This window comes from Stagnihabitans lacustris, from assembly GCF_025950525.1.
GTDB lineage: Bacteria > Pseudomonadota > Alphaproteobacteria > Rhodobacterales > Rhodobacteraceae > Stagnihabitans.
Window position 1 is genome coordinate 24074 of record NZ_JAPDGS010000002.1, and the last position, 18394, is coordinate 42467.

At 65.2% G+C, this 18394-nt stretch carries 19 protein-coding genes; 9 read left to right on the plus strand and 10 right to left on the minus strand.

Annotation, left to right across the window (positions count from 1 at the left end; translation table 11 throughout):
• From NX862_RS04800 to NX862_RS04830, 7 genes are all read left to right on the plus strand, one after another.
• Window positions 1–834 (plus strand): alpha/beta fold hydrolase, encoded by an 834-nt coding sequence (locus tag NX862_RS04800; RefSeq protein WP_264492749.1) that lies wholly within the window; start codon window positions 1–3, stop codon window positions 832–834.
• A gap of 58 nt (window positions 835–892) precedes the next feature.
• The gene (locus NX862_RS04805) at window positions 893–1270 is read left to right on the plus strand and encodes a hypothetical protein (RefSeq protein WP_264492750.1); all 378 of its coding nucleotides are present in this window, start codon (window positions 893–895) and stop codon (window positions 1268–1270) included.
• A gap of 86 nt (window positions 1271–1356) precedes the next feature.
• Entirely contained in the window at window positions 1357–2850 is a 1494-nt protein-coding gene (locus NX862_RS04810; RefSeq protein WP_264492751.1) for a CHAD domain-containing protein, read from the plus strand.
• Entirely contained in the window at window positions 2847–3602 is a 756-nt protein-coding gene (locus NX862_RS04815) for a ParA family protein (RefSeq protein WP_264492752.1), read from the plus strand. The genes NX862_RS04810 and NX862_RS04815 overlap by 4 nt, the downstream gene beginning before the upstream one ends.
• A gap of 465 nt (window positions 3603–4067) precedes the next feature.
• Window positions 4068–6218, plus strand: a complete 2151-nt coding sequence (locus tag NX862_RS04820; protein ID WP_264492753.1) for an esterase-like activity of phytase family protein — start codon at window positions 4068–4070, stop codon at window positions 6216–6218.
• Between the two features lie 254 nt (window positions 6219–6472).
• A complete protein-coding gene (locus NX862_RS04825) occupies window positions 6473–6727 on the plus strand; it encodes a hypothetical protein (protein WP_264492754.1) in 255 nt (84 codons plus the stop codon).
• A 194-nt stretch (window positions 6728–6921) separates the two neighbouring features.
• Complete coding sequence (locus tag NX862_RS04830; RefSeq protein WP_264492755.1) at window positions 6922–7359, plus strand: hypothetical protein; 438 nt, start codon at window positions 6922–6924, stop codon at window positions 7357–7359.
• A 359-nt stretch (window positions 7360–7718) separates the two neighbouring features.
• Here NX862_RS04830 and NX862_RS04835 read toward each other — a convergent pair whose 3' ends face one another.
• The 8 genes from NX862_RS04835 to NX862_RS04870 are packed head-to-tail and all read right to left on the minus strand — an operon-like array spanning window position 7719 to window position 13982.
• Window positions 7719–7880, minus strand: coding sequence for a hypothetical protein (locus NX862_RS04835; RefSeq protein ID WP_264492756.1), 162 nt, complete (start codon window positions 7878–7880; stop codon window positions 7719–7721).
• A 36-nt stretch (window positions 7881–7916) separates the two neighbouring features.
• Window positions 7917–8837: an NAD(P)-dependent oxidoreductase gene (locus tag NX862_RS04840; protein ID WP_264492757.1), complete on the minus strand. Its 921-nt coding sequence runs from the start codon at window positions 8835–8837 to the stop codon at window positions 7917–7919.
• Window positions 8834–9595, minus strand: a complete 762-nt coding sequence (locus tag NX862_RS04845) for a hydroxypyruvate isomerase family protein (protein ID WP_264492758.1) — start codon at window positions 9593–9595, stop codon at window positions 8834–8836. The genes NX862_RS04840 and NX862_RS04845 overlap by 4 nt, the downstream gene beginning before the upstream one ends.
• Window positions 9592–10239, minus strand: coding sequence for a 3-oxo-tetronate 4-phosphate decarboxylase (gene otnC, locus NX862_RS04850; RefSeq protein WP_264492759.1), 648 nt, complete (start codon window positions 10237–10239; stop codon window positions 9592–9594). The genes NX862_RS04845 and otnC overlap by 4 nt, the downstream gene beginning before the upstream one ends.
• A complete protein-coding gene (gene otnK / locus NX862_RS04855) occupies window positions 10236–11480 on the minus strand; it encodes a 3-oxo-tetronate kinase (RefSeq protein ID WP_264492760.1) in 1245 nt (414 codons plus the stop codon). The genes otnC and otnK overlap by 4 nt, the downstream gene beginning before the upstream one ends.
• The gene (gene ltnD, locus NX862_RS04860; protein WP_264492761.1) at window positions 11477–12352 is read right to left on the minus strand and encodes an L-threonate dehydrogenase; all 876 of its coding nucleotides are present in this window, start codon (window positions 12350–12352) and stop codon (window positions 11477–11479) included. Before ltnD ends, otnK begins: the two co-directional genes overlap by 4 nt.
• Window positions 12353–12363: 11 nt before the next feature.
• Entirely contained in the window at window positions 12364–13182 is an 819-nt protein-coding gene (locus NX862_RS04865) for an SDR family NAD(P)-dependent oxidoreductase (protein ID WP_264492762.1), read from the minus strand.
• On the minus strand, window positions 13179–13982 hold the full coding sequence (locus NX862_RS04870; protein ID WP_264492763.1) for an HpcH/HpaI aldolase family protein: 804 nt from the start codon (window positions 13980–13982) through the stop codon (window positions 13179–13181). Before NX862_RS04870 ends, NX862_RS04865 begins: the two co-directional genes overlap by 4 nt.
• Window positions 13983–14141: 159 nt before the next feature.
• On the opposite strand from NX862_RS04870, the gene NX862_RS04875 reads away from it, so the two are divergent.
• Window positions 14142–14978 (plus strand): cupin domain-containing protein, encoded by an 837-nt coding sequence (locus NX862_RS04875; protein WP_264492764.1) that lies wholly within the window; start codon window positions 14142–14144, stop codon window positions 14976–14978.
• Between the two features lie 4 nt (window positions 14979–14982).
• Here the strand turns inward: NX862_RS04875 and NX862_RS04880 are convergent, their stop codons facing one another.
• Together NX862_RS04880 and NX862_RS04885 are read right to left on the minus strand one after the other, a co-directional pair.
• Entirely contained in the window at window positions 14983–15900 is a 918-nt protein-coding gene (locus NX862_RS04880) for a LysR family transcriptional regulator (protein ID WP_264492765.1), read from the minus strand.
• 9 nt (window positions 15901–15909) lie between these two features.
• Window positions 15910–16818, minus strand: a complete 909-nt coding sequence (locus NX862_RS04885) for an NAD(P)-dependent oxidoreductase (RefSeq protein ID WP_264492766.1) — start codon at window positions 16816–16818, stop codon at window positions 15910–15912.
• A 161-nt stretch (window positions 16819–16979) separates the two neighbouring features.
• Here NX862_RS04885 and NX862_RS04890 point away from each other — a divergent pair, with 161 nt between their 5' ends.
• Window positions 16980–18362 carry an MmgE/PrpD family protein gene (locus NX862_RS04890; protein ID WP_264492767.1) on the plus strand — a complete coding sequence of 461 codons (1383 nt, stop codon included), beginning with the start codon at window positions 16980–16982 and terminating at the stop codon, window positions 18360–18362.
• Window positions 18363–18394 lie beyond the last annotated feature (32 nt).

Sequence of the window (18394 nt, forward strand, 5' to 3'; positions counted from 1 at the left end):
GTGCCGCATTTTACCCATGAGGGCGCAAGCCTGGCCTACCGTGACGAGGGTGATGGCCTGCCCCTGCTGGCTTTGGCCGGGCTGACGCGGGATGGGCGGGATTTCGACTACCTGGCCCGCCATCTGCCTCATGTCCGGCTGATCCGCCTGGACAGCCGGGGACGCGGAGGCTCGGATTGGACCGGGCCTGACACCTATACCGTGGCGCAAGAGGCGCGCGATGCGCTGGCGCTGCTGGACCACCTTGGGCTGGCCCGTGCGGCGGTGATCGGGTCGTCCCGTGGCGGGCTTTTGGGGCTGGTGATTGCGGCCACCGCGCGCGACAGGCTTTTGGGCCTCTGCCTGAACGACGTGGGCCCGGTGCTCGAACGCGACGGGCTGTTGCGGATCGGCGCCTATGTCGGCGTGGAGCCTTCGGTGGCGACGCTGGAGGAGGTGGCCGACCGCATCGCCGCCTCCCAACCCGGCTTTGCCCATGTGCCGCCGATGCGCTGGCAGGAAGAGGCCGTGCGCCACTATACCCAACAGGCCGATCACGTCGGCCTGACCTATGACCCCGCGTTGCGCCAAGCCTTCGATGCCGCGATGGCCGCGCCCCTTCCCGAACTTTGGCCGCTGTTCGACGCCTGCGCGGGCCTGCCGCTGGCGGTGATCCATGGCGCGGCCTCGGATGTGCTTTCGGTGCAAACCGTGGCCGAGATGCGCCGCCGTCGCCCTGACCTGATCGCCGCAGAGATCCCCAACCGCGGCCATATCCCCTTTCTGGACGAACCCGAGGCGCTGGCGGCCATCGGGCTCTGGCTGGACCTTGTTGCGGGCGGGATGCGCAAGTGACTTGATCAGCGAAGAATTTGCATATACACTGTATATACATTTTCTCCGAGGTGCGCTGATGAGCAAGTCGAAACCCCACGGCAAGGATAAGAAGAAGGCCGCCCAATTGGTGCTGCGCATTGAAAAGTCAGAACGTGACGCCTTCGTGGCGCTGTGCGAGCGACTGGACACGACGGCAGCCCGCGAAATCCGCCGCTTTATGCGCGAGATGGTGGCCACCCATGCCGAGGCACCAGAGGCCCCGATCTCTGAAGCTCCGGCGACCGAAGCTCCGGAGCCCGAGGCGGCGCCCGTCCCGGAGACTGAGGCCGTGGCACCTGCTCCCGCAGCCAAGCGACGCAAGAAGACTGCTGCTGCAGCACCCTCCGATGCGCTGCCAGAACTGCCGCCCGAAGCCCCTGCCGCTCCCAAGCGCCAGAAGAAGCCCGCCGCCTGACCCCGGCGCCTTCGCCTTGATCCCTCTCCGCAGCGCCTCTGGGCGCAGCGCGAAGCCCTGTTGCCCGATCCCAGCCCGAGACGCCGATGCTTCCCCTGCTCAGTTACCTTTTGCCCGCCAAGGCGCTTGCCAGTCTTGCCCAAGGGCCCTGCGGCAAGCTGAGCCTGGTTGCGAGTCCGGGCCATCCGACCCCGGTCACGGTTTGGGACACATTCGACCAGGCCCTGCGCCGCTCGGGCCGGGCGCTGTGGGAGGACTCTGGCCGGTTCACCCTGCTCTTGCCCGACGGGGCGATCCTGGCCCAAGCCGCCGACCGCAAGGGCAACTTTGCGGCCGATCTGGCGCCGGGTCCCGTCAAGGCGGCCTTGGCCGATCTCTCGGCGCTGCGTTGTCTTTTGCCCATGACGCGGGGCGAGATCACCGAGACGCGGCTTGCCCTGACCGACGACCTGCACAAGACCTGCGTTCGCGCCGAGCTGCGGCTTTTCAACACCGAAACCCGCGCGCTTTTGATCACCCTGCAGGGCCTGCGCGGATATGACAAGGCACTAGAGGCCTTGCGGGCGCAGGTCCTGACGCTGGGGGGGGAGGCGCCGCGGACCCTTTGCGCCCGGCTTGTGGGGGACACGCCCTATACGTCCAAACCCGAGGTCCGGATCGAAGCCGCAGACAGTGCCTTCGATGCAGCCACGCGGATCATCGCCACTTATCTGCCCGTGGTGCGTGCCAACGAGCCCGGGATCCTCGCCGACCATGATACGGAATTCCTGCACCAGTATCGCATCGGCCTGCGCAAAATCCGGCTGATCCTGGGGCTTTTCGAGGGCGTCTACCGCGCTGACCGCACCCAAGACCTGCGCGACCGCTTTGCAAAGCTGATGCGCGCCACCGGGCCGCTGCGCGACCTGGACGTGGCGATCCTGGACCGCGACCACGCCCATGCGATGCTGCCACCTTCGCTGCATCCCGGGCTGGAGGCGCTGTTCGCAGCACTTGCGACCGAGCGGCAAGAGGCCCTGCGCCAGATGGCCGCCCACCTGCAAGGCCGGGACTACGCTGCCGAAATCAAGACCCTGACGCGCCTGTTCGACAAGCCCCGCCACCTGGGCCCGGGAAAGCTGGCTGATGTCCTGGCCACAGATTTGGCGCTTCGGCTGATCCTGGCCCGCCACCAGAAGATCTGCCAGGCCGCCGCCCGGATCACCCCCGAGACACCGGATGAAGACCTGCACCTGATCCGCCTGCACCTGAAGAAGCTGCGCTACCTGATCGAGTTCTTCGCCCCGCTGTTCGCGCCCGTGCCCTACAAGGTGGTGCGAAAGACGATCAAAGGCTTGCAGGACCTTTTGGGCCAGTTCAACGATGGAGTGGTCCAGCAGGTCAGCCTGCAAGAGGTCCTGTTGCGGCAAGCGGCCCCGCCCGTGGCCATGGCGCAAAGCGTCGGCGCCTTGATGGCTGTGCTGCATGGCTGCCACGGAACTGACCGCGCCGCAGCCATTGCCGCGCTTCAGGCCTTCACCGGACCCGATCTCTGCACGATCTTCCATTCCATGCTGCCAGGCCAAGGAGACCTGCCATGAAGATCCTGGCCTGCTATTCCAACAAGGGCGGCGTCGGCAAAACCGCGACCTCGGTCAACCTGGCCCATGCCTTTGCCACCATGGGCCTGCGGGTGCTTCTGTGCGACCTCGATCCGCAAGGTGCCTCGGGCTTTTACTTCCGCGTCAAACCGTCCAAAAAACTCACCGAGGCGCGGTTCTTCGAGGATGTCGCGCGGCTGACCGACGCCATCCGCGCCAGCGATTACGAGGGCCTGGACATTTTGCCCGCCAACATGGGGTTCCGCGACTTCGACGTCTTTCTGTCGCGGATGCGGGACAAACGCTCGCGGTTGAAAAAGGCCCTGACGGCGGTTCAGGGGGATTACGACCTGATCCTGCTGGATTGCCCGCCGAATATCTCGACCCTGTCCGAGAATGTCTTCCGGGCCGCCGATGCCATCGTCGTGCCGGTGATCCCCACGACCCTGTCAGAACGCACATTCGAACACCTGGTTGACTTCTTTGACACCCATGACCTGCCCAAGTCGAAACTGCTGGGCGTCTTCAGCATGGTGCAGACCTCGAAGTCGCTGCATGGCGATACGATGAAAAGCCTGACTTCGGCGCATAAGAAGCGCTTCCTGCGGGCCTGGATCCCCTTTGCCTCGGACATCGAACGCATGGGCGTCCACCGGGCTCCGCTCTTGGCGACAGCGCCCAAGGGTGTGGCCTCCAAGGCCTATCGCGCGCTGGCCGCAGAGGTGCTGGAGCGGATGGGTCTGGCAAAATAGGTGTCAAAAATCGCCAGGTCTGTCGCAAGCTGTTGAGGTTTCGCGTGACGGATCAAAGGGGAATCCAGGCAACTGCAGTAATGGGCTATGCCATCTTCTGCTGATGGCTTTGCCTCCGTTGCAATGTGACAGGGGGCAATCCCCATATCTGCCGATGGCGCCCCCCTGTCTGACCCGACCGTGAAGAATACAAAATGTACCCGTTGAAACGTCATGGCGACAACTGCACCCGGGCCCTCAGGGCACCATTTTCCGCCCTGCGACCTTGCTGAAGGGCGCATGGGCCTTTCTGCCGCATCGCGAACCGGGTGCGAGGGCCTGTTTGACACGGGCCTTCCATTGGTGCGGCCTGCGATGTTCGGGACCGCTGAGGCGAGACGGGTTTGCAAAACTGTCACCCGCGCGACAAGCCCCTGTCACGGGTTATGGCAAGGCTCCCCCGGTTCGCAGCCGAAAGGAACTCTCATGTCGATCCGCAGCCTTTGCCTGACCACGGCGCTTGTCCTGACCACTGTCCCAGCCCAGGCCGAGATGGTGCTCAACCGCATCTCGACCTTTGCCACGCCCGACAACATGGCCGAGGGCGAGGACCGCGCACGCGCCACTTCGGCCGAGATCATCACGGCCTCGGAGGATGGCAATACGCTGATCTATTCGGACAGCCCGCTGGGCGCGCTTGGCCTGGTCGACATCACCGATCCCAAGGCTCCGAAGGCGCTTGGCAATGTCGACATGGGGGGCGAGCCCACCACGGCCGTCGTCATCGGCACCATGGCTTTCGCGGGGGTCAATACGTCCGAGTCCAAGGCCAATCCCTCGGGCAAGCTGGTCACGCTGGACATCGCGGGCAAGAAGATCGTCGCGGAATGCGACCTGGGCGGCCAGCCGGATTCGGTCGCCAAGGCGCCCGATGGCAGCTTCCTCGCCGTGGCGATCGAAAACGAGCGCGACGAAGAGGTCAATGACGGCGACCTGCCGCAGATGCCCGCGGGCTATTTGGTCAAGCTGCCGGTCAAGGATGGCGCGGCCGATTGCGCCGCCATGGTCAAGATCGACGTGACCGGGCTTGCGGAAGTGGCGGGCGAAGACCCCGAGCCCGAATTCGTCTCGATCAACGAGGCGGGCGAAATCGCCATGACGATGCAAGAGAACAACCACATCGTCGTGGTGGCGGCGGACAACAGCGTCAGCGGCTTTTCGGCCGGCAAGGTGACGCTGGAGGGCATCGACACCAAAAAGGACGGCCGCCTGGATTTCTCGGGCAAGATGGAAGACGTCGCGCGTGAGCCCGATGGTATCAAATGGATCGACGGCGACCATTTCGTGACCGCCAACGAGGGCGACTGGAAGGGCGGCTCGCGCAGCTTCACCATCTGGAAGAAGGATGGCACCGTCGTCTACGAATCCGGCGCCAGCCTGGAACGCGCCATGGCGGCGCTGGGGCATTACAACGACAAGCGCAACAAGAAGGGCGTCGAGCTGGAATCGGTGGCTGTGGGCAAATATGGCGACCGCACGCTTCTGTTCGTGGCGGCCGAGCGCGCCTCGCTGGTCGGCGTCTATGACCTGGCCGATCTGACCGCGCCCAAGCTTTTGCAAATCCTCCCCTCGGGCATCAGCCCCGAAGGCCTGGTGACGATCCCGGGACGCAACCTCTTGGCCACGGCCAACGAATATGACGCGCGCGCGGATGGCGGTCCGGCGGCCTCTGTCATGGTCTATGAATGGGCCGAGGGCATGGCTGCCTATCCGACCATCCAGGCCGAGGGCGACATCGGCTTTGCCGCCCTATCGGCCCTGACTGCGGGCGATGCCCCCGGCATGCTCTTTGCGGCTTCCGACAGCATCCTGTCTGGCGCGCCTTCGATCTATACGGTCGATGCGACGGCGATGCCTGCCAAGATCACCGCGGCCCTGACCGTCACGCGCGGCGGCAATCCGGCGCAGCTGATGGACATCGAAGGCCTGACCGGTGACGGCGAGGGCGGCTTCTGGCTGGCGACCGAAGGCCGCTCGGACCGCATGATCCCGCATGGGCTGGTCCATGTCGATGCCGAGGGCGCCATCACCCAGGAAATCGGCCTGCCGCCAGAGCTTTTGGCCCATGAGATCCGCTTTGGCTTTGAGGGGATCGCCAAAGTGGGCAATGTCCTGTGGATGGCCGTGCAGCGGCCCTGGACCGATGACCCCAAGGACATGGTCAAGCTGGTGTCCTATGACCTTGACACCGAGACCTGGGGCGCGGTGCATTACCCGCTGGAAGCGGCAGGCGAGGGCGCCTGGGTGGGTCTCTCGGAAATCACGATCCAGGGCGACTTTGCCTATCTGATCGAGCGTGACAATCAGGTGGGACCCTCGGCAAAGACCAAGATCCTGACCCGCGTGGCCCTGGCCGATCTGAAGCCGGCCGAACTTGGCGGGACCTTGCCCGTGGTGAAAAAGGAAATCCTGCGCGACCTGATCCCCGACCTTGCCATGACCCATGGCTATACCCTGGACAAGGTCGAAGGGTTTACCATCGACGCGGCCGGGAATGGTTATGTCGTCACCGACAATGACGGTGTCGACAACTCCTCGGGCGAGACGCTGTTCTGGACGATCGGCGCCCTGCAGTGAACCCAAAGGGCCCCCGGTGCGGTCTGGCCCGATCCGGGGGCCCTTGCCTTGCCAAAGGTCTCGCTTTCTCGATGCGGGTCTTTTTCGCCGACCCTCTGATTTGTGGCCCAAGAACGGGTGCCGCAGCGGGACGTTCTTGTGAAAAAGCGGTCGCCTGATCTTGAAGCGGCAATCCGCCAGCGCGGACAAAGTCGGTTCTCCGCGCCGGAGGCAGGAAGGCTGGCCAACAGGCGCATGGCCCAGCTGGTCGCCCGATGGCCCTTGCCGAAGTCCGCCAAGACCCGCGGGCCCTGATCGAAGCCTTTGACGACCCGATCCTTGCGCTGCTTGGCGGGACGGACACTCAAGGCGACATCCGACAGAACGCCACCTTGCAAGAGATCCCCAGCGACAAGATCGACATTCGCGCGGGTTTAGCGCCGCAGAAAGCCCAAGGACCTATAGTTCAGCCACATGCTTGTGTTCTGCTGGAGGTTTTCAGAGGTCTTCTGACTTTAAAGTGGGCTTGACCGGAATGGTTCTCAGTTGCCGATCTAGTCGATATGCGGTTACTCTTCCGTAGCTTGCCGTTAAGGCTGCCGGAATTTCGCGCGGTGGGCTGTCATTGAGGACGCCAAGGCACGGACAAGAAGGCCCTTTCCGAACGCGACATTTGCACGAAGTTCATCACGGCCTACCTCCCTCCTTGAAGGGCAAACCTGTGATGACCGAAGTGGAATTTGGCCGCCTGCGTGACATCCCCTTGCGTTCCGCCTGGGTCAACGAAGCGCGCAGCGCCATCGACGGGGCGACGGTTCTGATCGAAAACCAGCTGGAGGTCAGCGACCACGGCCATCTCGGTCAAGTCATGACCTATCTGGCCGGGCTTCAGGCCAAGGTGATCATCTGGATTGCCCCTGCCTTTCGGGACCAGCACCTTTCCGCGATCCGGTGGCTGAACCTGAACACCGCCGAAGGCTTCTCGTTCTTCGCCGTCCGTCTTCGGGTCGTGCAGATCGGCTCCAGTCCTCTTGCGCCGATCTTCGAGGTCGTGGAGAGGCCGAACACTTGGGAGCGGCAGGTCAAGCAAACCGCGACCAACGAGGGGTCTGCCTATTGCGACGTGAAGCAGGCCTTTTGGCGGGCACTTCTCGAACTTTAGCCTGGCATTGCAGACCTTGGCGTTATTCGAACAATTACATCACCGTGGGCTGATATCGCGGGCTGATATCGCGATCTACCTGGCGCGAAACGAAAGCGGCATTTATCTGCGCGCCGGACGAAGCGAGGACCCAGAGGAGATTGCAGCCCTCCTGGAGCCGCATCGCGCCGTCCTTGAGGCAGAACTGGGGGCCAGCCTCGGTCCCTCCGGTCGCGGGGATTACTTTCTTTTGTAGTCTATCCCAAAAGGTCATGAGGCAAACGAAGACTGTGGTCAGATCATCGGTTGGATGAATGAGAGGGTCGAAAGATACCGCAAGGGCCTCCTTCCCATATTTTCTGGGCCTGCTGCATGACGGTTTAATCAGAGGCAGCGCCTGCCGTCTTGCGACGCAAACTGGTGACGCTGGAAACCATCGCGCAGATGGGCGAAGATGCCGTCATCAGCTTGCCCGCCGCGGCATCCTGATCAAGCCGGCCCCCGCCGAGCCTCACGGTGACGATCAGCGCCAGCCACACCATTCCACGGGACAGCATCCCCGATACCGCCCGAAGGTCCTACTCGCCCTTGGCGACCACCTCTGCCAGGTTGACCCCGTTCAACGCGGCCACATGGTCGGACAGCATGGGGACATAATCTTCGGCATGGCCCAAGGCCTCGGCATGGGCGTAATAGTGGAGTGCGGCGCCAGACATGATGTTCATCACCCGCGCTTCGGCAGCCATCGCGTTCAGGTAACGCATGTCCTTGGCGGCATTGGCGATCGAGAACTTGTGGGCGTCGCGGTTGCGATCTACGGCATAGGCCATGAAGGTCTCGAAAAACCCGTTGCCCATGCGGCTGGGGCCTATGACTTCGCGGAAAGTCTGGGGGGAAATCCCGGTCTTGGCGCCCAAGGCCAGGGCCTCGGAATACAGCGCGGCATAGGACAGGCCCATGAAATTCATCAAGAGCTTCATCTTGTGGCCGCTGCCCACCGGGCCCACGCGGGTGATCTTGGCGGCCCAGGCAGCGATCACCGGGCGGACTTGGTCAAAGACCGCCTCGTCACAGCCCACCATGGCCGAAAGCTGCCCCGCCTCGGCCTGCACCGGCGTGCCGCCCAGGGGCGCATCGACGAAATGCCCCCCAACAGCCGCCAGTTCTGCCGCCAGAACCGAAGTCGACCCCGGATCGGCGGTCGAGGTCTCGATCACGATCAACCCCTTGCGGGCGCCGGCGAGGATGCCCTCGGGGCCGCGAAACACCGCCTCGATCTGCGGCGAGTTCGACAGGCAGATGTGGAGGATGTCACAGCGTTCGGCCATGTCGCGCGGGCTTGCGGCCTCGGACGCCCCCAGCGCCAGAAGGCTTTCCACCGGAGCCCGGTTGGCGCGCCCCCGCACCCAAAGCGGATAGCCCGCCGTTGCGAGGTTCTTGGCCATGCCGTGGCCCATGAAGCCAAGGCCGATGAAGCCCACCACAGGTTTGTCCGTCATGTCCGATGTCCTTTTGCATGATGTTTGGCCAGCCACCCGAAGTCGGGGGCGTCGCCCGGAAGATATTCCGCGCCGATGGGCGCCTGCCAGCCCAGCTCCGCGATGCGGGCCAGCACGAAGTCGTAATCCAGCTCTCCGTGATCGGGCGCGCCGCGGTCCGGGACCGAAGCGATCTGGATATGGCCGATCAAGGGCAGCAGGCTTTCCAGCCGCCGCGTCACGTCGCCCTCGATGATCTGGATGTGATAGCAATCAAACATCAGCCGCAGGTTCGCAAGGCCGACCTCGCGGATGATGTCGGCGGCAAGGCCGGTGCTGTTCAGATAATAGCCCGGCGCGTTATGGGGGTTCAGCGGCTCGATCAGAAGGGTCAGGTCCGGCGCCGCGTTGCACGCATAAGTCAGGTTCGCCACAAAGGCCGCCCTTGCGCGCGGGCCGCTGGAATTGCCCGCCATGACATGCACGGCACCTGTGCCGGTGGCGCGGGCATAGGCCAGCGCCTGGTCGATGGCGGCGCGGGCCTCTGCTTCGCGGCCGGGCAGGGCGGCAAGGCCGTTTTCACCGGGATTGCCCCGCAGCGTGTTCAGCCCCAACATCGACAAGCCGGTCTCCTGCAGGGCTTTTAGGGTCGCGGCGGCGGGCGTGTCATAGGGCCAGTGACATTCCACCGCGTCAAAGCCTGCCGCATGGGCGGCGCGGATCGCATCGGGCAGCGGGCGGTCAGCCCAAAGGAACCCAAGGTTGGCCGAGAACTTCATGCCTCCCACTCCACGTCAAAGGTCGTGACCAGATCGGCCACCTGTTCCGGGCTCAGTCCCCGCGGAGACAGGCCCCGGGTCAGCAGGGCAAGCCGGGCGCTGGCCTCCAGCTCTTCAATCGCATTGCAGGCGGCCTGGATGTCGCGGCCCGCCACGACGGGGCCGTGATTGGCCAGCATCACCGCCGAGCGTTTGCCCGTCAGCCCGCGCACCGCCTCACCCATCCCCGGATCGCCCGGGCGGAAATAGGGGAGCAATTTCACCCGCCCCAAGAGCATGATCGGATAGGGGGTCAGGGGCGGCAGGAAATCTTCGGCGTCGACCTCGGGCAGCATAGACAGCGCGACCGCGTGGCAGCAATGCAGGTGGACGACCGCGCCACAGCGCCGCGTGTCGTAAAAGGCCGCGTGCAGGGGCATTTCCTTGGTCGGCTTGTCGCCCCCGATCTGCACCCCATTGGCGTCGAAATGCGCCAGCCGGGCCGGGTCCAACCGGCCAAAGCTGGTGCCGGTGGGCGTCACCAAAAGCCCACCCTCCGCCGTCCGGGCCGAGATATTGCCGGTCGATCCCGCCGTCAGTCCCCGGTCAAACATCGACTTGGCCAGAAGGCAGATTTCTTCGCGCAGCGCATTGTCTGGGGTCATCGGTCCAACAGCTCCAGGCTTTGGGTAAAGAACGCCGGCCCGCCGAAGTTGCCGGATTTCAATGTGATGGCGATGGGATGCCCGCCGCTGGTGGCGAAACACCACGGCACGCCCGGGGCGATTTCGGGGCCGATGTCCAGCCGGTCGATGCCAAGGGCGCTGGCCACCGCGCCCGAGGTCTCGCCCCCCGCCACGACAAAGCGCCTTGTGCCCCGGTCGCGGGCAAATGTGGCGACGGCGGCAAGGGCCTCTTCGACCAGCGCGCCGGCGCGGGCTGTGCCAAGGGCGGATTGCGCGGATTTGACGGCCTCGGGTTCAGCGGTGGCATAGATCAGGGGCGCACCGCTTTGCGCGGCAAGCCAATCCAGCGCCGCCCCGGGGCCGTCCATCAGTGCCAAGGGGTCAAGCCGATAGCCCGGATGACCGCGCCCCAGGTAGTCCGCGACCTGCAGATTGGTCATGGCCGAACAGCTGCCCGACAAGACCAGCGCCGGACCTTCGGCCGCCTTGGCCACCGCCGTGCGCGCCTGGCCCACAAGCCCCCGCGCCTGCCACAGCCGCGGAAGCGCCATGGCCACCGCGCTGCCGCCGGTCATCAGGGCCATGTCCTGGCAGGCCTCGGCGATTACCGCCAGATCTTGCCCATTCACCGCATCGACGACGACATGGGCCGCATCCAGGCCCGCAAGCCGCGCGGCCAGGGCCTTTGCCCCCTGCGCCACCACAGAGCGCGGGGCGAGCCCGACCTTGCCCCTCACCTGAGGCTGCAACAGACGCAGAAGGTTCGCGTCGCGCATCGGTGTCAGGGGGTGGTCCTTCATCGGGCTGTCCGACAACAGCGCCTCACCGACAAACAGATGCCCCATAAAGACGCTGCGGCCGTTTTCGGGGAAGGCCGGGCAATAGATCGTTTGCGCCGTGCCCAGATCGGCCATCAGCGCCTCGGCCACCGGACCGATATTGCCCTGGGGCGTCGAGTCAAAGGTCGAGCAGTATTTCCAGAAGAAGCGCTGCGCCCCCGCGGCCCGCAGCCAGGCCAAAGCCTCACGCGCCTGCGCCACCGCCTCATCCACCGGCGCGGTGCGGATTTTCAGCGCGATGATCTCCAGTCCTGCCGTGGCCTCAGGCGGCGATTGGGGCACGCCGATCCGCAAGGAGACCGCCACGCCCGACCGTGAAAGCAGGGCCGCCAGATCGGTGGCCCCGGTGAAATCGTCGGCTATGCTTCCGAAAAACGTCATGCCGGATCGCCGGGCAGGGTGAGGCCTGCGTTGCGGGCATAGACTTTGGCCACGGCGGCATCATCTTCGCGCCCCAGCCCCTGACCCGAGGCGGCAAGGAATTGCTGCAAGGCCGCCGCCGTGATCGGGGCGGCAAAGCGCGCGGCGCGGGCGGCCTCCAGCACGATGCCAAGGTCCTTGGGCCAGATATCCACCGCAGAGCGCGGCGCATAATCGCCATCGACCACATGCGGCCCGCGGTTCTCCAGCATCCAGCTGGTGCCGGCGCAATCGGGGATTACCTCCATGAACCGCGCCGGGGACACGCCCTGCGTCATGCCAAAGGTCATCGCCTCTGCCATGGCGGCGATATGCACCCCCGCCAGCATCTGATTGACCGCCTTCATCGCGGAACCCGCCCCGGCGCTGTCGCCGAGGTCAAAGACCTTCTCCGCCGTGGCCGCCAGCACGGGGGCTGCCGCCGCAAAGGCCTCCGCCGTCCCCGAGGCCATGATCGACAACCGCCCATCCGCCGCCTTGACCGACCCGCCCGAGATCGGCGCATCCAGATAGTGCAACCCAAGGGCCTGACACCGTGCGGCCATCGCCCGGGCGAAATCCGGCGCGACCGTCACGCAGCAGATCACCACCGACCCAGCGGCCAACTGACCCGCAACCCCCTGCGGCCCGAACAAAACCGCCTCGACCTGCGCCGCGTTCAGCACCACGACGACCAGCGCCTGAACCGGCCCCCACTCTGCCGACCCCAAACCGCGCAGGCGCGCGACCGCATCGGGGTTCACATCCGCCCCACAGACCTCATGCCCCGCCCGCAGCAAAGAGGCTGCCATGCCAAAGCCCATCGACCCCAGCCCCACGACACCGACTTTCATGGCCTTTTCCTTCACGAACTGTGCGTATAGCCGCCGTCGCAAGCGATGGTCTGGCCGGTGATGAAGCTTGAGGCGGGCGAGGACAGGAACAGCATCAACCCCACCAGATCCGGCGGCTCCATCCCGCGCTTGATGCATTGCTGTGCGATCTGGGTCTTGCGCAAGTCTTGCGTCGGGTTCACGGCGCGGTCAACCTCGGTGGCCACGGCCCCGGGGCGGATGCAGTTGACGTTGATCCCGTCCTCGCCCAATTCCCGCGCCATGGCATTGGTCATCCCGATCATCGCGGATTTTGACGTCACGTAATGCATGTAGTTCATCACGCCCTTGGGCACGGCATCCGAGGCGATGTTGATGATCCGCCCCCAGCCCTGCGCGCGCATCACCGGAGCCACCGCCCGCGCACAGACCAGGGGGCCGTTGATGTTGACCTTCATCACCCGGTCCCATTCGTCTTGCGGGATCAGCTCGAATTTTCGCTTGGCCAGGGTGGCAAAGATCGCGGCGTTGTTGATCAGCACGTCGATCCGGCCCAACTGCGCCACAACGGCATCCACCATGGTCTGGATCGAGCCCGGATCGCCCACATCCACCGGCAGGGCCAGCGCCTTGCCGCCCCGCGCGGTGATTTCACCAACCACGCTGATGGCATTGTCCAGGTTCAGGTCGGCCACGACCGGCACGGCGCCTGCGGCTGCGAATTGCCGCGCGACCTCGCGCCCGATCCCCTGGCCTGCGCCGGTGATCACTACCACCCGGCCCGTGACCGAAAAATCCCGCGCCCATTCGGGAACGCCGGAATCCTGTGCTGCCTTGACGACATCGCTCATGCCTTGTCCTTTCCGTAAAGGGCCGCCGTCGCCGTCGCAGCCGCCATCAAAAATCCGGTATCGCTGCCGGTCGAGACATAACGTCCGCCGAGGTCGATCATCTGCCGGGCCAGATCGGGGCGGGAGTTCAACCCGCCCACGCCAAGATGCTTGCCATGCCGGTGACAGGCGGCCGCGACGCGCTTGTAGCTGTCCAACACCTGCGGATGATCCAGCTGCCCCGGCACCCTAAGCGCGTTGCACAGGTCATTGGTGCCGACCAGCAGCATGTCCATCCCGGGCACGGCGGCAATCTCATCGGCATTGTCCACCGCCGTGACGGATTCGATCATCGCCACCACCAGAACGGCCTTGTTCATCGCCTCCATCACTTCGGCTGCGGGCCCGGTGCGAAACAGCGTATGCGGGTTCGGCCCCAAGAGCGACCGGTTGCCGATGGGCGGAAAACAGGCGGCCTGCACCACGGCGCGGGCCTGATCAGCCGTCTCCAGATGGGGCACGATGACGCCTTGCGCGCCACATTCCAGCGCGCGGCTGATCGTGGCCCCGTCATGGCCCGGCACCCGCACCACGGGCGTGACGCCAAGGGCGGTGGCGGTCATGCAAATCTGGCTGACCGTCTCCAGCGAAAAGCTGCAATGTTCCAGGTCGATATACAGGCAGTCAAACCCCGCGCTATGGGCAATCGCTGCGATTTCGACGTTGCGCATCAGGCGGACGATCATGCCCAAGGCCAGCCCGCCCGCCTCCATCTTGGTCTTCATCCGGTTGGTCTGCGGGGTCAAGGCGGGCTCCATCATCATTGGCCCCCACCATGAAAGCGCCACGCCCCAGGGCGCAAGGCATCCCGCGCCGCGCGTCCCGCGGGCAATAATATAAGGCTATGGGGCGTTTTGCGGGGGGATATTCAAGCCCTGCTCAAGGGTCTTATCTGGGGCGAAACCACACTGGAGAGCGATATGCGGATTTCGGAAGCAGAGACATCGGAACAGGGTCAGGTCGGCTCGATGCGCGAAGGCAAGCTGGTGCAGAAGTTTCTGCTTCTGGGCCAGGACGGGTCGCCCAACAACTACCTGCTGAACGTGGGTCTGACCGGATCGGGCGGCTGGGGCACGCCGCGCCACCGGCACAACTTCGACCAGATCCGCTATGTGCTGAAGGGCAAATACCCGGTTTCGCCGCACAAGATCATGGGCGAAGGCTCGGTCGCCTATTTCCCCGAAAGCGTGCATTACGGGCCGCAAGACCGCCCCGAGGGGCTGGAGATGATGGTGATCCAGTTCGGTGGCGCCAGCGGTTCGGGCTTCTTGTCAACGCCGATGCGCGAGGCCGCCAACGAAAGGCTGAACGCCAAGGGCACCTTTAAGGACGGCATTTTCACCTGGATCGACGACAAGGGCCAAAAGCACAACATGGACGGCTCTGCCGCCTGCTTCGAGGAGGCGATGGGCACCAAGCTGACCTTTGCCCCGGCGCGCTATGACGATGTGGTGGTGATGGAGCCCGCGGCCTATGACTGGATGCCGGTCAGCGCGGGCGTATCCGAAAAGCCTTTGGGCACCTTCAGCGAACGCAACATCCGCATCCGCATGATCAAACTGGAGGCCGGCGCCACGATGAACACCGGCGCCCGCGATCAGATCGAGGTTCTGTTCATGGGCACCGGCGCCATCACGGTGGCGGGCCAGTCCTACGGCGACAAGACCGCGATCGAGCTTCTGCCCTCGGATGCGCCGGTGGATGTCACGGCCACCGCCGAGTCGGTCTTCTTTGCCGTCACCCTGCCGAAGTTCTGAACCCTCAGGGATTGCGGGCCAATTCCAGCCCGCAATCCTTGATGCTTTGCACCAGGTCGCGGCGTGGCAGGTCCAAGGCATAGCCTTCGCGGAAGAACACCGCGATGGACCGATGCAGGACGGGATCTTCGAAGGGCAGGGCCAAAAGGCGGCCGTCGTCGATCTCGGTCCTTGCGGCATAGGCGGGCAACAGTGCCAGATGGTCCGATTGCGCGACCAGCGATTTCAACAGCGACACCGAGCCACAGACCGTGACCTGCGAAGGCGGGCCGACGTTCAGCGTGCTCATGACATGTTGCAAGACCGTATGGCTGCGGCGCGAGGTGGGCGAAATCCACGGAAAGCCCACAAGATCGGCCCAGGTCAGCGCATCGGTTTGGGTCAGCGGATGGCCCGGGCGCGCCATGACGCACAGAAGGTCGCGGAACAACACCTGTTGGCGCAGGCCATCCAGCATGTCGAAAACCTCGGTAAAGCCCACAACCAGGTCGAAATCCCGGCGCAGAAGCCCAGTCAGCAGGTCGAATTGCGCGTTCTCGACCACCTGAAGGTCCCCCTGCGGATACAAAGCCCGCCAGCGCCCCAAGGCCATGGGGATGATGCTGCCCGCCATGGATGGCAGGCTTCCCATGCGGATGGACTCTGGTTGGCCGGACAGGGCGTTCATCAGATCGCGCTTGGCCAATTGCACCTCTTCGCGGATCAGGCGGGCATGGCAATACAGGATCTCGCCGTATTGGGTGGGTGTGATGCCCTTGGGACCGCGGTCCAAAAGGCGCATCCCCATCTCGGCCTCCAGCCGGTTCATCGAGGTCGAAAGCGCGGGTTGCGACAGGCCCAGAACCTTGGCCGCGCGGCTGAGGCTGCCCAGTTCTATGACCGTGGCGAAATACATCAGCTTGCGGGGGTCTATGTCGAACATGAGATCAGGCTACGGCAGGGCGGCCAGATAAGCCAGCACCTCGGTTTGGGCTATGGCCGAAGCGCGGGCGCGCTGGCCCCAGGTCTGCGCGCCGATATGCGGGGTCAGGATGACATTGGGCAGGGCGGCAAGGGCTTCGGGCACATGGGGTTCGCTGTCGATGACATCCAGCGCCGCGCCCTTGATCGTGCCGCTTTGCAGGGCGCGGGTCAGGGCTTCGGTGTCCACCAGCGACCCGCGCCCGACATTGATCAGCCGCCCCCAAGGGCCAAGCGCGGTCAGGACGCTGGCGTCGATCACATGGCGCAGATCAGGGCTTCCCGGCACCGCCAGAACCAGCACATCGCTGGCCGCAGCCAGGGCCTGCCAATCCGGGCAAAGCCGGCCCAGCCCGACATTCGACGCCCGGTCCAGCCCGGCGATCTCCATCCCCGAGGCCCGCGCCCGGGCGGCCAAAGCCTGCCCGATCCGACCGCTGAGCCCCGCGATCCCCATGGTCATGCCGTAAAGACTGTCGCCCAGGTCAAAGCGCCCCGTCTCCCAACCGCTGCGGGCAAACCTGTCCGCCTGCATCAGGTTGCGCGCCAGCGCATGGGTCAGCGCCATGGCCAGATCGGCGACATCCTCGGTCTGGGTTTCGCCCACCGGACGCAGGCGGATGGCGCGGGCGGCCAGGGCGCCTTGGTCGATCTTGTCCAGACCCACCCCCTGCGAGACCACAAGCCCAAGGTTCGGCAAGAGGTCGATCATGGCCGCCGTGCATCCCCGCGACGCGCTGGTCATCAGGACTCGCACCTGTTGCCGTTGGTCCAGGGGAAGGGCGGGGATGGCCTGCGGATCGGGGATGACGTGCCAGAGCGATTCAAGTTCCGGATAGTCCATGCCCGCAAGGGGCGGAAAGGCTAGGATTGCAGACATGGCACCCTCTTGATGTTAGGGGTTCAGCCTAGACTTGGTGGCCTTGCGTCACAATCGACCGGCCTGACATGCCATAGCATAAGGTTATGGGGCGACCGTCGGGGTGGCCTCCCCCCAGACGGCCGCAGGATGTATGACGGCACGACAGCAGGAGACCGCCCATGCCAGCCCCCACCCGCGATATCGTCCACCACTTTGCCCATCACGCGGCAGGCATGACCTATGACGCGCTGCCCGAACCCGCGCGGGATGCGGCGCGCAAAAGCATCCTGGACACTTTGGGCGTCATCATGGCCGCCAGCGGGATGGAGCCCGCAGCCCAGGCCGTGGGCCGGATTGTGGCCGAGGGCGGACCGGGGCCCTGCACGGTTCTGGGCTTTGGCGGGACCGCTCCGGCGCTGATGGCGGCGCTGGGGAACGGGGCGTTGGCGCATGGACTGGATTATGACGACCAGACGCCCTGGGGGCAGCATTGCGCCAGCTCGATCGTGCCGGCGGTGATGGCCTTGGCCGAACGCCGCGGCGGGATTTCGGGGCGCGAGATGATCACGGCGGTGGCGGTCGGTCAGGACATCTTTGCCCGCCTGCGCTGTCATGTGGGCTGGAAGAAGGACTGGAACCTGTCGACGATCCTGGCCGTCTATGCCGCCACGGCTGCCGGGGGGCGGGTGGCCGGGCTGACGGCGGATCAGATCGGTCATGCGATGGGCGTGGCCTCGATGCAATCCAGCGGCATCATGGAGATGGTCGCAGGCCAGGGCAGCGACCTGCGCGGGCTTTATGCCGGGTTCTCGGCCAAGGGGGCCGTTCTGGCGGTGATGATGGCAGGGGGCGGCGTCACCGGGATCGAGCATCTGTTCGAGGGCCCCTCCGGCGTCTTTGCCTGTCATTTCGGCGGGAGCTATGACCGAGCGGCGATCCTGGCCGACCTGGGGCACGACTTGCGGGGGGCGGGGACGCTATACAAGCGCTGGCCCTGTGTCGGGACGGCGCACAGCCACATGAAGGCCGCCATCGACATCGTGACGGCGCAGAACCTGACGCCCGGGGATATCGCGGAAATCTGTCTTCATGTCGGGGACTATCACGATACGATGTGCCGCCCCCTGTCCGCCCGCATCGCGCCCGACACTTTGGCGGACGCGAAGTTCAGCCTGCCGTTCCTTGTGGCGGTGGCGACCTTGCGCCGGGGGATGGCGGTGGGCGACTTCACGGCGCAGGGGCTGCGCGACCCTCAGGTCCTGGCCCTGGCCGCCAAGGTCACGCTGCATCCCGATGCGGCGCTGAACTGGACCCTCGCCTTGCCGCCCGGGCGCGTGCAGATCACCACCCATGACGGTCGCAGCTGGCTGGCCGAGGGGCATAACGTCCCCGGCAATGCCGATGCGCCGATGGGCTGGGATGACCTTGGCGCCAAGTTCCGCGAATGTGTGGCCGTGGCCCAGACCCCGGTGGCGCCCGACCGTGTGGCGCTTGTCCTTGGTCTGGCCCGAAAGCTGGAGACCTTGCCCGATGCGACCGAGGTCATGCGTGCCCTGGCCTGAAAAGCGGCCACGAGACAGGATCTTCAGGGGGC